General features: G+C 68.3%; 9 protein-coding genes. 8 read left to right on the top strand and 1 reads right to left on the bottom strand.

Annotation, left to right across the window (positions count from 1 at the left end; translation table 11 throughout):
- Positions 1-2 precede the first annotated feature (2 nt).
- A complete protein-coding gene (locus CYFUS_RS15005) occupies positions 3-1145 on the top strand; it encodes a bifunctional chorismate mutase/prephenate dehydratase (RefSeq protein WP_095985852.1) in 1143 nt (380 codons plus the stop codon).
- A 36-nt stretch (positions 1146-1181) separates the two neighbouring features.
- Here CYFUS_RS15005 and gspC read toward each other — a convergent pair whose 3' ends face one another.
- Positions 1182-2045: a type II secretion system protein GspC gene (gene gspC / locus CYFUS_RS15010; RefSeq protein ID WP_095985853.1), complete on the bottom strand. Its 864-nt coding sequence runs from the start codon at positions 2043-2045 to the stop codon at positions 1182-1184.
- A 216-nt stretch (positions 2046-2261) separates the two neighbouring features.
- Between gspC and CYFUS_RS15015 the strand changes: the two genes are divergently transcribed.
- The 7 genes from CYFUS_RS15015 (at position 2262) to CYFUS_RS15045 (ending at position 13781) form a co-directional block, all read left to right on the top strand.
- Positions 2262-3008, top strand: a complete 747-nt coding sequence (locus CYFUS_RS15015) for a M15 family metallopeptidase (RefSeq protein WP_232537564.1) — start codon at positions 2262-2264, stop codon at positions 3006-3008.
- A gap of 40 nt (positions 3009-3048) precedes the next feature.
- Positions 3049-5436, top strand: a complete 2388-nt coding sequence (locus CYFUS_RS15020; protein WP_095985855.1) for a hypothetical protein — start codon at positions 3049-3051, stop codon at positions 5434-5436.
- Positions 5437-5520: 84 nt separating this feature from the next.
- A complete protein-coding gene (locus CYFUS_RS15025; protein WP_095985856.1) occupies positions 5521-7185 on the top strand; it encodes a M20/M25/M40 family metallo-hydrolase in 1665 nt (554 codons plus the stop codon).
- 69 nt (positions 7186-7254) lie between these two features.
- Complete coding sequence (gene uvrB, locus CYFUS_RS15030; protein WP_095985857.1) at positions 7255-9420, top strand: excinuclease ABC subunit UvrB; 2166 nt, start codon at positions 7255-7257, stop codon at positions 9418-9420.
- A 6-nt stretch (positions 9421-9426) separates the two neighbouring features.
- Entirely contained in the window at positions 9427-11364 is a 1938-nt protein-coding gene (uvrC, locus tag CYFUS_RS15035) for an excinuclease ABC subunit UvrC (protein WP_095985858.1), read from the top strand.
- 140 nt (positions 11365-11504) lie between these two features.
- Positions 11505-12023 (top strand): DUF507 family protein, encoded by a 519-nt coding sequence (locus tag CYFUS_RS15040; RefSeq protein ID WP_095985859.1) that lies wholly within the window; start codon positions 11505-11507, stop codon positions 12021-12023.
- Between the two features lie 102 nt (positions 12024-12125).
- Positions 12126-13781, top strand: coding sequence for a hypothetical protein (locus tag CYFUS_RS15045; RefSeq protein WP_095985860.1), 1656 nt, complete (start codon positions 12126-12128; stop codon positions 13779-13781).
- Positions 13782-13823 lie beyond the last annotated feature (42 nt).

Consider the following 13823-nt stretch of genomic DNA (forward strand, 5'->3'; position numbering starts at 1 on the left):
CCATGTCCGATGTCGTGGATCTGCAGCAACTGCGTGTCGCCATCGAGCAGGTGGACGAGGAGCTCCTCGACGCCCTGCGCCGCCGCATGGATCTGGCCGAGGAGATCGCCCGGTCCAAGCTCGCCACCGCGTCGCCCATCCGGGATCAACGGCGCGAGGATCTGCTCCTGCAGCGCATCCGGACCGCGGCGATGGCGCGCAAGTTGGATCCGCATGAGGTGGAGCGGCTCTACCGCTTCATCATGGAGATGTCCGTCGCCCGGCAACACGCGTGGGTGACGGGGTTGGACACCATCCCCCTGCGCGTGGCCTACCCCGGCATCGAGGGCTCCTACAGCCACCAGATGGCGCACAAGCGCTACGCGGGCCGCTCCGGAGGCGTGCTCCTGTCCGGCTTCGACACGCCCCGCCAGGCGGTGGATGCGCTGCGCCAGGGTGAGGTGGATCTGGCCCTGTTGCCCATCGAGAACACCACCGCGGGGGCCATGTACGACACCTACGACGCGCTCGCGGAGGAAGGCGTCACGCTCATCGCGGAGCTGGTGGATGGGGTGCACCATCGGCTGCTGGGCCTGCCCGGCGCGAAGCTCGAGGCGTTGCACTCCGTGCGCTCTCATCCCCAGGCGCTCGTTCAATGCGAGTCCTTCCTGCGTGAGCGGCTGCCCCATGTGCGTGTGCTGCCGGAGCTGGACACGGGCGTCGCGGCGCAGCGGGTGCGCGAGTCCAATGATCCGGGCGTCGCGGCGATCGCGAGCGACTCGGCGGCGCAGCGCTTCGGGTTGGTGGTCCTGGAGCGCGACCTGCAGGGCAACAAGGGGGACTTCACCCGCTTCGTCGAGGTGGCGCGCGAGGCGACGCCCCTTCCCGCGGAGGTGCCTTGCAAGACATCCCTGGTGATGGTGCTGGAGAACAAGCCTGGCACGCTCAGCAAGGCCCTGTTGGTGCTCGCCGAGCGCGGGGTGAACCTGGCCAAGCTGGAGTCGCGCCCCCTGCCGGGCTCGCCCTGGGCCTACCGCTTCTTCCTGGACCTGGAGGGCCATGCCGCCTCCGCTCCCCTGGAGGCGGTGCTGCGCGATCTCCAGCCCTATACCCAGTCCATGCGCCTGCTCGGCACCTACCCGCGCGTGGACCTGAAGCCGGCGTGAGTCCTCTCGGGGGGTGGGCGGTCTGGTCCACCCCCGTCAGCCCCGGACCGTGTAGGTCAGGTGCTGTACCTGTCCGTCCCGCTCCAACTCGAGATCGATGTGGGGGGCGTCGCGCAGGCGCGTGAAGGCCTCGAGCGCTTGCTCCATGCTGGTCAGCGACAGGCCATTGATGCGCCGCAGGACGTCCCCATTGCGCAGCCCGAGCCGTGTGAAGAGGGAATCCGAGCGGACGGAGAAGAGCTTGAAGCCCTTGGCCACGCCATCCTGGAAGGTGGGGACCACCCGGGCCTGCATGGCGACCTGGTTGAGGTTGGCGAGGGTGTCGGCCACTTCCTGTCGGGAAATCTCGTAGCCGCCGGGACTCACCTGCCGGATGGACGAGGGTGGCGCCAGGAGGGCGGGAGCGGCCGGGGCGTCGAGGGCGATGGCCGACCGGGACTCGATGGCCTCGAGCCGTCCGTCGCGTGACAGCAGGACCCGGGTGCGATCGATGGCGACCACCCGTGCTCCCTGCCACTCCCCGCCGAGCCACAACGAGCGCGTGCGCTGGGTGGGAGACTCGAGCACGGAGGCGAAGGTGTGGAGGGGAGAGGCGCCGCGCATCGTGCCCAGCAGCCGCATATCCGTGCGCGTGGCCACGGCCTCCGGGTCGGAGGGGATGACCTTCTGGCGCAGCTTCTCCGGAAGTCCGAGGTAGCGACGCAGTGGTACGAGGGCCAGGGGTGTGGGCAGCTCTTCCCGGCGTGGAGAAGCCTTGCGGACCACCGCGTCCGGGTCGGGGGGCGGGGCTTGCAGCCAGGTGTCCACGAGGGAGTTCAGCGCGGAGGCGAGCATCAGGCACGCGCAGGCCACGCACAGCAGGCAGAGGGCGGGAAAGGCACGGCGGAGCAGGAGGTTCATGTGGGACCTCCAGAGCAAGTCCGGGACCAATGCTCTCTCCCGAGGGGCACGCCTCTCCGCTCGCCCTCCCAGTGCGCCGGTTTGTCATGAGAGCGCGCGCGGGCGCTGACAGGTCGTCGGGAGACCCGTTGGCATGGGTCCGCTGCCGCGTAGGTGTGCCAGGCTAGGCCAGTGCATTCGCGCTCGAACAGTCTCTGGCTCCTCGTGTCTTCGCTCATGGTGGGAGACCTTGCCGGGGCGGAGCCTTCCGTTCCCGTCGCCCCCGCGACTGACTCCCCTCCGCGCGCCCTGGCCTGTCTGGCGAAGTGGTACCCGGTGGAGCCGGTGAAGGTGGAGGGGGTGTGGCACCTCAAGCTCGGCGCGGCCACGTACCCCTGGGATGACGGGAAGACGAAGTCCTTCGAGGAGAAGCTGGAGTCCCCCGATCTGGAGGACACGTTCTCCATTCCCTATGTCCCCGGCTCCATCCATCCGGTGACGCGCGAGAACGAGGACCCCGGACGCATCCGCTTCGAGCCGCTCTTCCACGCGGCCTACGGAGACTCCGAGGCGAAGGTGGACGTGGTGGGCATCGACTTCCTGGGGCAGCAGTTGAAGGTGCACCGCGCGGTGGCGCCGGCCTTCACGCGCGTGGCGAAGCGGCTCGACGCGGTGTTGAAGCGGGAGCCGTCGCTGCGGCCGTACCTGCGCGGTCTGGGCGGCACCTTCGTGTGGCGGAAGATTGCCCATACCCAACGACAGAGCGCGCACTCCTATGGCGTGTCGATCGACGTGAACGTGAAGCGCTCGCACTACTGGGAATGGGCGAAGCCGAAGGAGCCGGTGCGCTGGGCCAATCAGATTCCCCAGGCACTCGTGGACGCCTTCGAGGCCGAGGGCTTCATCTGGGGCGGGCGCTGGTATCACTACGACACGATGCACTTCGAATACCGGCCGGAGTTGTTGGATCCCACGTGCCGGTGAGAGGAAGATGTCGGATTCCGAGGGGGCTCGAATGAGATGGATGGACCCGTGGCTGGGGCGTGTGTTCGTGCTCCTGGTGGCCACGATTGTCTTCACGGGGGCGGCTCCACGGGGTCAGGCGGCGCGGGAGGCGGAACTCACGTCATTGCTCCGCCATCTCGCGGCGCAGGGGGAGGATGCGTCCGATTCCAAGGGGTGGAGCCACCTGGAGCTGCCGGGTCCGAACGACGTCATCCTGGGAAAGGGCGCCAGGACGCTCGGGGCCGCCGCGGCTCGTCTCCAGAAGGCCTATGCCCTGACACCCGAGGCCGCCCGGCACTTCCTGGCCGCGCGGCTCTGGCTCGTTCCACCGGGTGAGTCGTGGGAGTCGCTGTCCGAGGAGCAGGCCCTCCGCGCGCTGGAGGCCCATCGGGCGGCATTGCACGAGGCGCCGGGGCATCCCGCGCTCGTTGCCTCCCTGATCGACAATGTGTCTGAGTTCCTCAACGTTCCCGGGTATGCGCGAGCCGTGGCCGAGGCACTCGACACGGCGCCCGATCCAGCGGAGCTGGCGCTCCGATTGGCCCGGCTCGAACATCACATCTGGTCCTCCGAGCTCGCCGCGTACGCGGTGAGCCGCGAGCCCGAGACGCTGCCCCAGGCCCTGGACATCTTCGGACTGGACTCGCATGACGAGAGGGCGACTCAGTTCTACCTCGCGGCCTGGCGCGCGCTCACCGCGAGCAAGCAAGCCGCCTTCCCTCGGGAACTCGCGGAGCGCCTGGTCAGCAACCTCCTCGAGCAGTCACAGTCAGCACTGGCATTGAAGGTGCTGGATGCATTTCCGGCCGACGCCCGTCAGGCGCTGCTCGCGAAGGACGGGGGAGCCCTGTCGGCGGAACAGCGGCTGGCGCGGGACGACCTGGGCCTGAGCATCGCCGTGACGTTGTTGGCCTCGGGCCGGGAAGCCGAGGCGCGCCTCTGGCACGAGGCGGTGAGGGCTCGGCCGGGGGTGGCTCCCGAGGAGAATGACGACGAAGGGCTCGCGGAGCGCGCGAAGCTCCATCGCGAGCTGGCTGACTTTCTCTTCGCGTGGAAGCCCGGGGCTGATTCCTTCGAGCTGCTCCTGCTGCGCGTGGATGACGCGTTCGGGACGGCGGGCGCCATTCTCTGCGCGCGAGCGCTGGCTTCTCGCTTCCCGGAGCATGCGCGTAATGAGTTGCACTGGAGAGGGCGAATCGATGACCGTTCCATGGTCAAGGAGCTGTTGCTCCTCCCGGCTGACCGCTTGAGCTTCCTCACCGCCGCGCGGGCGGAGATGGAGGCGGCGCTCCAGGAAGAGCGGGCCCGGATCGAGAAGGAACTCGCCCAGCTCCCGCCGCCCCCCGAGTCGCGAGGCACGGTCGCACCGGACCCGATGGCCGCGCGCATCTCGGCCCACCTGGCCACTCCCACCCTCCAGGTCTTCAGCGAGAAGGAGCTCCCGAAGGCGCGCGGGAAGACCGCCTGGAAGCCCATGAAGACACTGAAGTTGCCGGATGGCTTCCGGCTCGTGCGGGCCGAGCGCTCGAACCAGAAGGTCATCGGGGTGGCGCTGTCGCAGCGGTTGGATCCGGTGGGCGAGTTGTCGGGTGGAGGGTACTGGGTGTTGCTGTCGGAGGACGGAGGCCAGCACTGGGAGGCGCCGCTCTACACCGGTCTGCGGCAGTACCAGCCGTACGAGCTGGAGAAGGCGTCGCCCGTGCCCCTGCTGGAGGGGCAGGTGTTGCGCCTCGCCGCCTCGGTGCGACAGCTCGACGAGAAGTCCGTCACCTTCCCGCCCATCGATCTCGAGGTGAAGCGCGAGGTGAAGAACCGGATGCTGGAGGCGCCGCTCGCCGCGCTTCGCCAGGACACCGATGGTGATGGACTCACGGACCTCGTGGAGGACCGATTGTTACTCGACGCGAAGGCCGCCGATACGGACGGAGATGGCGCGCCCGATGGCAATGACATGCTGCCGCAGGTGCCCGCGGTCTCGTCGGCGGCGCCAGCGGATGTGCGGGCCGAGATCGTGTCCGCGCTGCTCTTCGAGCTGGCCGGGAAGAAGGATGTCCCACGGGGCCTGGTGACCGGAGTGCCCACGAAGGAGGAGCAGGCGGAACCCCTCCGGCTGCCCCAGTTCCAGGCGCCCACCTCGCTCGAGGATCTCTCCTTCCTGTCGCTGGACCGGTCGGAACTCCGAGGCGTCCACGCTCCGGGCACGACCGTGACGTTCAGCGACGCGGAGCTTCAACGTGCCCGGGAACGCTTCGGCATGTTCTTTCCGCTGGACATCGAGATCCACGTGAACCTCGCGGGCGATCGGGCGCTCCTCGTCTGGAACGAGCGGTGGCGTGGGGGGTCCTTCCTGGCTCGTCGCGACAAGGGGCGCTGGGTGCTCGAATCGCGCGGGAGCTGGGTGACCTGAGCAGGCGTGCGCCCCTGGTGGTTGCCCACTTCGGAGCGCACGAGGAACGCGTGCTCCGCCGCCGGTCATGGTAGGGCTTCGGGTATGAAGCGATTGCCGTTGCTCCTCGCCCCCCTGGTGCTCCTCGCCTCCGCGTCCTGGGCCCAGTCCACGCCCCCCGCGGAGAAGGCCGCGGCCCGGTCCCTGGAGGATTCCCGGCTGCGCGCCCATATCGACTTCCTGGCCTCGGATCTGCTCGAGGGCCGGGGGCCGGGCACTCGAGGCGATGCCCTGGCCCAGCTCTACATCGCGACGCAGTTCCAGTTGCTCGGGCTCGAGCCCGTGTCCGCAGGGCAGGGCTACCTCCAGCCCTTCGAGCTGGTGGGCATGACGGGACATCCCGAGACGATGGCCTTCACCGGCCCCTCGGAGACGCTGCGGCTCCAGTTCGGCGAGGACTTCATCGCCCACTCCGGGCAGCAGTCCGAGCAGATCGAGCTGAAGGACTCGGAGCTGGTCTTCGTGGGCTACGGCATCCAGGCGCCGGAGTTCGACTGGGATGACTTCAAGGGCGTGGACGTGCGGGGCAAGACGCTGCTCATCCTGAACAACGATCCCGAGGATGACCCCTCGCTCTTCGGGGGAAGGGCGCGGCTGCGGTACGGCCGGTGGGACTACAAGTACGAGCAGGCGGCGAAGGTGGGCGCGGCGGGGGCGATCCTCCTGCACACGACGCCGAGCGCGGGCTACCCCTGGCAGGTGGTGCGCACCTCCTGGTCGGGCGAGCAGTTCGAGCTCCCATCGGGAGACATCCCACGCCTGCGGATGAAGGGCTGGACGACGGAAGAGGCCACGCGCCGGGTGCTGCGCCTGGCGGGCAAGGACCTGGACGCGCTGCGCGCGGCGGCCCAGAAGCGCGACTTCCAGCCCGTGCCACTGGGAGTGAAGGTGTCCACGCGCTTCGCGAACCAGGTGCACCGCCGTCCCACGGCGAACGTGCTGGGCATGCTGCCCGGGAGCGATCCGGTGCTGTCCAAGGAGGTGGTGCTCTACACGGCGCACCATGATCACCTGGGCATCAAGCAGGACGCGAAGCCGGGCGAGGACGCCATCTACAACGGAGCGGTGGACAACGCCTCCGGCGTGGCGGCGATGCTGGAGGTGGCGCGGGCCTTCACCTCGCTGCCCAAGCGTCCCGCGCGCTCCATCCTCTTCGCCGCGGTGGCCGCCGAGGAGCAGGGCCTGTTGGGCTCGCGCTATCTCGCCGAGCACCTGCCGGTGCCGCCCGGGCGCGTGGCGGCCAACCTCAACATCGACGGGCTCAACATCCATGGGCGCACCCGGGACGTGACGGTCATCGGCCTGGGCAAGTCCTCGCTGGACAAGCCCCTCATCGCGCTGGTGCGGGAGCAGGGCAGGGTGGTGAAGCCGGACCAGTTGCCGGACCGGGGTTTCTTCTACCGCTCGGATCAGTTCAACTTCGCGAAGCTGGGAATCCCCGCCGCCTATTTCAGCAGTGGTCTGGACTTCATCGGCCGCCCGGCGGGCTGGGGGCGGGAGCGCCGGGAGAAGTGGGAGGCCAGGCACTATCATCAGCCCTCGGACGAGGTGGGCCCGGAATGGGACCTGTCCGGCGCGCTGGAGGACGTGCGCTTGTTCTTCCTGCTGGGGGCCCATGTCGCCCGTACCCGGGAGCCTCCGCGCTGGAATCCGGGCGACGAATTCGAGGTGGCCCGCCGCCGGTCGCTCGAGGCCCTGGAGTCCCAGTGAGCGAGGTAACGAACGCTTTCCGTTCATCCCTACGGCACCCACTCACTCGGGGTGTTAAGGCTTACAGCCATGCCTGAATTCCAGATCGTCAGCGACTACAAGCCCCAGGGCGATCAACCGCGTGCCATCGGTGAACTCACCGAGGGAGTGCTGCGGGGAGATCGCTACCAGACGCTGCTGGGCGTCACCGGCTCGGGCAAGACCTTCACCATGGCGAACCTCATCGCCAACGTGAAGCGCCCCACGCTGCTCATCGCGCACAACAAGCTGCTCGCCGCCCAGCTCTACGGGGAATACAAGGCGCTCTTCCCCCACAACGCCGTCGAGTACTTCGTCTCGTACTTCGACTACTACCAGCCCGAGGCGTACATCCCCACCTCGGACACCTTCATCGAGAAGGACTCGTCGGTGAACGACGAGATCGAGCGCATGCGCCACTCGGCCACGCACTCGCTGCGCACGCGCGACGACGTGCTCATCGTGGCGAGCGTGTCGTGCATCTACGGCCTCGGTACGGCGCGCTCGTACGTGGACCTGGCGGTGACGGTGAACGTCGGCGCGGAGCTGGGCCGGGACTCCTTCATCCGCCGGTTGGTGGAGAGCCAGTACGAGCGAAATGATCTCGACTTCCACCGCGGGACGTTCCGGGTCCGGGGCGACACGGTGGAGGTGTTCCCCGCCTACGAGGAGGAGCGCGCGGTGCGCGTGAGCTTCTTCGGAGACGAGGTGGAGAAGATCACCGAGTTCGATCCGCTGCGCGGCGTGACGCTGGGCGCACTGGACAAGGTCGTCGTCTTCCCCGCGAGCCACTACGTCACCGAGGCGGACACGCGCAAGAACGCGCTGCTGACCATCCGCGACGAGCTGGGTGCGCGGCTCCAGGAACTCCAGCGCGCGGGCAAGCTGCTGGAGGCACAGCGGCTGGAGCAGCGCACGATATACGACCTCGAGATGATCGAGCAGATCGGGTACTGCAACGGCATCGAGAACTACTCGCGGCACTTCTCGGGGCGGCGGACCGGAGAGCCACCGCCGTGCCTCATCGACTACTTCCCGCGCAACATGTTGGTGCTCATCGACGAGAGCCACCAGACGGTGCCGCAGATTGGCGCCATGTACCGTGGGGATCGGGCGCGCAAGGAGACGCTGGTGGAGCACGGCTTCCGCCTGCCCAGTGCGCTGGACAACCGTCCGCTCAAGTTCACCGAGTTCGAGGAGATGGTGCAGCAGGCCGTCTTCGTGTCGGCGACGCCGGCCGAGTACGAGCTGCAGAAGTCCAAGGGCGTGGTGGTGGAGCAGATCATCCGTCCCACGGGCCTGACGGATCCCGAGGTGGAGGTGCGCCCGGCGCGCAACCAGGTGGATGACGTGCTGGAGGAGGTGCGCCAGCGCGTGACGAAGAACGAGCGCGTGCTGGTGACCACCCTCACCAAGCGCATGGCGGAGGACCTGACCGAGTACCTCACCGAGGTGGGCGTCAAGGTGCGCTACCTGCACTCGGACATCGGGGCCATCGAGCGCACGGCGATCATCCGCGACCTGCGCAAGGGCGAGTTCGACGTGCTGGTGGGCATCAACCTGCTGCGCGAGGGGCTCGACATCCCCGAGGTGTCGCTGGTGGCCATCTTCGACGCGGACAAGGAAGGCTTCCTGCGCAGCCACGTGTCGCTCATCCAGACCATTGGCCGCGCGGCGCGCAACCTGAATGGCCACGTCATCATGTACGCGGATGCCGTGACGGACTCGATGCGCGTCGCCCTCGAGGAGACCAACCGCCGCCGCGAGGTGCAGCGCGCCTACAACGCCGAGCACGGCATCACCCCCAAGGCGGTCAAGAGCAACATCCTCGATCTGTCCGAGCACCTCTACGATGGCGATCCCACGGCGCTGCCCATGGCGGCCGACTCGGCCAACGACGTGCTCGAGCCGAAGGAGATCAAGAACCTCATCGCGCAGACGACCAAGGACATGCAGCACTACGCGGACGAGATGGAGTTCGAGAAGGCCGCGGCGATGCGAGACCGGTTGTTGATCCTCAAGGACATGGACCTGGGGCTCAAGGCGCCGAGCCGCGCGCTGCTCAACGCTCCGGCGAAGGGGGACGACGAGCCCAAGGCGGGCACGCCGGGTGGACGCAAGGGGAAGGGCTACAAGCGCGCGAGCGGCTCCTCCCGGGACAAGGGCGGGGGACCGCCCCACGGCAAGACGGGAATCGGCCCGAGGAAGAGCCGCTAGCCACCCATGGACGCGAAGCTCGAAGCCAAGCTGGAAGCGCTGCCCACCGAGCCCGGCGTGTACCTGATGAAGGACCGCCGGGGCGAAGTCATCTACGTGGGCAAGGCCATCAACCTGCGCAACCGGGTGCGCTCCTACTTCACCCGCACCGGAGACGCGCGCGCCTTCGTGTCCCTGCTCGACAAGTTCCTCGGGGACCTGGAGACGGTGATCGTTCACAACGAGAAGGAAGCCCTCCTCCTCGAGAACGAGCTCATCAAGAAGCACAAGCCGCGCTTCAACGTCCTGCTCAAGGATGACAAGCAGTACATCTCGCTGCGGTTGGATCGCAAACAGCCCTATCCACGGCTGGAGGTGGTGCGGCGCTACGAGAAGGACGGGGCGCGCTACTTCGGCCCGTACTCCAGCGCGAGCGCGATCCGCGAGACGCTGCGCGTCATCAACCGCTTCTTCCACCTGCGCACCTGCACGGACCACGTGCTGGCCAACCGCAAGCGGCCCTGTCTGTTGCATCAGATTGGCCGGTGTCCGGCACCGTGCGTCTACCCTGTACCGGAGGACGAGTACCGCAAGAGCGTGGACGAGGTAGTGCTCTTCCTGGAAGGAAAGGCGGGAGAGCTGGTGGACGGGTTGCGCGCGCGCATGAAGCAGGCCTCGGCGGAGCTCAAGTTCGAGGAGGCCGCGCGCATCCGCGATCAGTTGCGCGCCATCGAGCGCAGCCTCGAGCGGCAGAAGGTGGCCACCACCGACTTCAAGGATCAGGACGTCTTCTCCTTCCACCGGGAGGGCGACCGTCTGCTCGTCTACGTCCTCTACGTGCGGCAGGGGCGGCTCAACGGCGGCCAGGCGTTTCCCCTGGGCAGCCAGGAGTTCCCCGACGAGGAGCTGCTGCCCTCCTTCGTGAACCTCTACTACGACCAGGGCAACTTCGTGCCCGAGGAGGTGCTGCTGCCGCTGGACGTGGAGGAGCGCGAGGGCCTGGAGGCGCTGCTGACCGAGCGCAAGGGCGACCGGGTGCGGGTGATGGTGCCCAAGCGCGGCGAGAAGCGCGACCTGGTGGAGATGGCGCAGAAGAACGCCGAGCAGGCCGCGCTCGAGCGTCGCCGCACCAAGGACGAGACGGAGAACGTGCTGCGCCGGCTCCAGGAGCGGCTGGGGTTGCGCCGCCTGCCGCGCCGCATGGAGTGTTTCGACATCTCACACTTCCAGGGCGCGAGCATCGTGGCCTCCCAGGTGGCCGCCACGGATGGGGAGATCGACAAGTCGCGCTACCGGCGCTACCGCATCAAGACGCTGGAGAAGCAGGACGACTTCGCGAGCATGCACGAGGTCATCACCCGCCGGCTCAAGCGGGGCCAGGAGGAGGAGGACCTGCCGGACCTGCTGGTCATCGACGGAGGCAAGGGACAGCTCGCCAGCGCGCTCGCCGCCGCGAAGGACCTGGGCGTGGAGGGGGTGGACATCGTCTCGCTGGCCAAGAGCCGGGACCTGGAGGTGCATGACCGCGACGAGGAGAGCGCCCAGAGCCCCGAGCGCGTCTTCCTGCCCCACCGCAAGGATCCCATCGTCCTGCGTCAGAACTCGGCGGAGCTCTACCTGCTCACGCGGCTGCGCGATGAGGCCCACCGCTTCGCGATTACCTTTCAACAAAAGAGCATGCGCCGGGGCAATTTCCGCTCCGCGCTGGACGACATTCCGGGCGTGGGCGCGACGCGCAAGAAGCTGCTGCTGCGGCACTTCGGCTCGCTCAAGCGCGTGCGCGAGGCGAGCATCGAGGAGCTGGCCGAGGTGCTCGGGCCCACCGTGGCCGAGCGCGTTCACGCGGCGCTCCATGGCCATCAGGACGAGGACGAGGCCGACCCCATTCGCGAGGCGTCCCTGGCGGACGCGGATGAATTGATCGACGAAAAGTCAGAAGAAGGCTCGCCACCCGGCTCGCCGTGATTAATTTCCGGTTTAACGCGGGGCTGATGAGGCCGCTGCATCCGCGAAGTTCTTGGGGTTTTTCATTGCGACGGGGCTCGGCGCTGATTTATAGCGGACAGGTCCAGTCGAGACGTCTTCAAGGGGCGAGGGACCTAATTATGAGGCTCTATCCGAAGGTGATCCCAATCATCTCCCGGGAGGTCGTCCAGAGGCTGATGCAGGACGGCGATGTCGAGGTGGAGCAGATGCGCGTCGCCGACGCCGAGATGGACCTGTCGGCCATCATGCGCGAGTACCTGGCGAACGAGGAGCGTGTGAACCAGGCCACGCGCGAGGCCCTCGAGCGCCGGGGCTACGACTACTCCAAGTTCAATCAGGTCAAACGTGAAATGGCCGACGTCCGTGGCTTCAAGATGGGCGACGAGGGCATCGAATACGTCATCAACCAGATGATCGAATTCCTGCTCATCAGCCGCAACGTGGAGGAGGTCTACGCCGCCGATAACGTGCTGCGGCAGAAGATCCACGCGGTGATGAAGAAGCACCTGGACGTGGACGAGGAGATCGACCGCGAGGCCCGCTCCCGCCTGCGCCACCTGCAGGAAGGCACGAGCGCCTTCGACATCGAGTACAACAAGACGGTGGAGCAGATCCGCCGGGCGCGGGGTCTCATCTAGCCGGAGGGGAGGCAGGCGCAGCGGGCCCCTCGTTTTCCGGCCCCCCCCAGCCTCCATCCGCTGCCTCCGCTGCTTACCCTCTTTTCAGAGGAGGCAGCGTCGATGGTCGGAATCTTCTCCCCCTTCATGGTCGCCGGGTTGCTCATGGCCAGCCCGGCCGGCTTCACCTTCGATGGTCCCGAGGTCACCGCGCGCACGGTGGGGAACGTCGGCTACTTCACTCAAGGTCCCACTCCCTTCGCCGACCTCTTCGAGCGGGGATCGGGCTCGGTCCAGTTCTCCGCGCGCGAGCGCATCGCGGACCCTCAAGCCACCTACGGGGACGCCGGGCGCCTGGAGGCCACCTTCACCCTCGGGGCCACCACGTACCGGGTGGAGTTGGATCAACCGGGATTTCCTCCCGCCCAGGCCGGGGCCTCTCGAGCCACCGGCCCCCTGCCGCCGCCTCCCGCCCAGCCCATCTTCGGCGGAGTGGTGGTGAACCAGGATCTGCATGGCGGGGCGGCGCTCGGCTCTCCCACCATGTCCCGGGTGCATGCGGCCGCGGCGCTCTGGGGGGTGGGGCGACTGTGGCGCAATGGCCAGTTGATCACCGACACGGCCATCATCCACGCCGCCGCCCTGTCGCGCGGTGCCCATGCGGACGATGACACCTTCCGGGTGCTCCCGGTGGCGCGCGAGGGAGACACGGAACTGAGCGTGCTCGTGTGGAACCTGCCCCTCCAGCTCGAGCCCCGTGGCTTCATCCAGTTCGACTTCGATGACGTGGCCATCGCCGTGAATGGGCTCGAGGTGCCCGCGCTCGCGGCCGTGCCCACCGCCGGGGCCTTCGTCGGAGTCACTCCGCCGAGCTCACCGGTTCCGGGCGGTGTGTTCCTCGGGGGCGTGGCCACTCCCAGTGCGACCTCCCAGACGCCGCCCTCCTCTCAGCAGGCAGTGGGTGGCTCGGGCCTGTCGGGCACCGTACAGACCGCGACCTCGCCCCTGACCGGCACGGGACAGACCGGAGCCTCTCCCCTGGCGGGCACGGGCCAGGTCGGGGTCACACCCCTGGTGAACACGGGGCAGACCGGAGCCACGCCCCAGGTGAACGCGGGACAGAGTGGGAGCTCCGCGTTGGATCGGCAGCGCCTTGGGCCGGAGGTGTTCGATCGGACCACGGAGCGGGTGGCCACCGCCACCTCGAACGCGCTGCCGACCGATGTGGCGGCGAGCACCACGAGCACGGCGAACATCTCCTCGACCTTCCAGTCTCCGGAGCGGGTGGCGATCTCCGCCCAGCCCTCGGGGGGGACCGGCACCATCTCGCCTCCGGCGGTTCCCAACGGCTTCCTGAATGATCAGCGGGTGAGTCTCTCCGACAATCGGCCCCCGCCCGCGCTCAATGCCTTCGTTCCACTCTCTCCGAGCGCGTCGGCCGTGCCTTCCGCCGTGTCCACCCAGGGCTCGTTCTCCGTCGTCCCGCTGGTGCCTGGGGTGGCGGGACCGGAGTTCGCCTTCGGGGGCAATCGCGTGTCGACCGACGTGGTGGCGACGCCGGGCCCGCTGACTTCTCGCGCGGTGGCGGTGCCCCTGGTGGCCACGCCGCAGCCACTCAACGGCCAGGCGCCGGCGCCCCTGGTGGCCACACCGCGGCCGCTCAACGGGACGGCCGCGGTGCCGCTCATCGCCACACCGCCGCCCCTCAACACGCAGCCCCTGTCCGTCGGGGCGCCCGGTGCCGCCGCGGCGCCCGCCGTGGGAGGCTCGGGGCGGTGAGGGCCCGGCCCGGCTCCGCTCGAGGGGGGAGCCGGGCGAAAA

The organism is Cystobacter fuscus (assembly GCF_002305875.1).
Lineage (GTDB): Bacteria > Myxococcota > Myxococcia > Myxococcales > Myxococcaceae > Cystobacter > Cystobacter fuscus_A.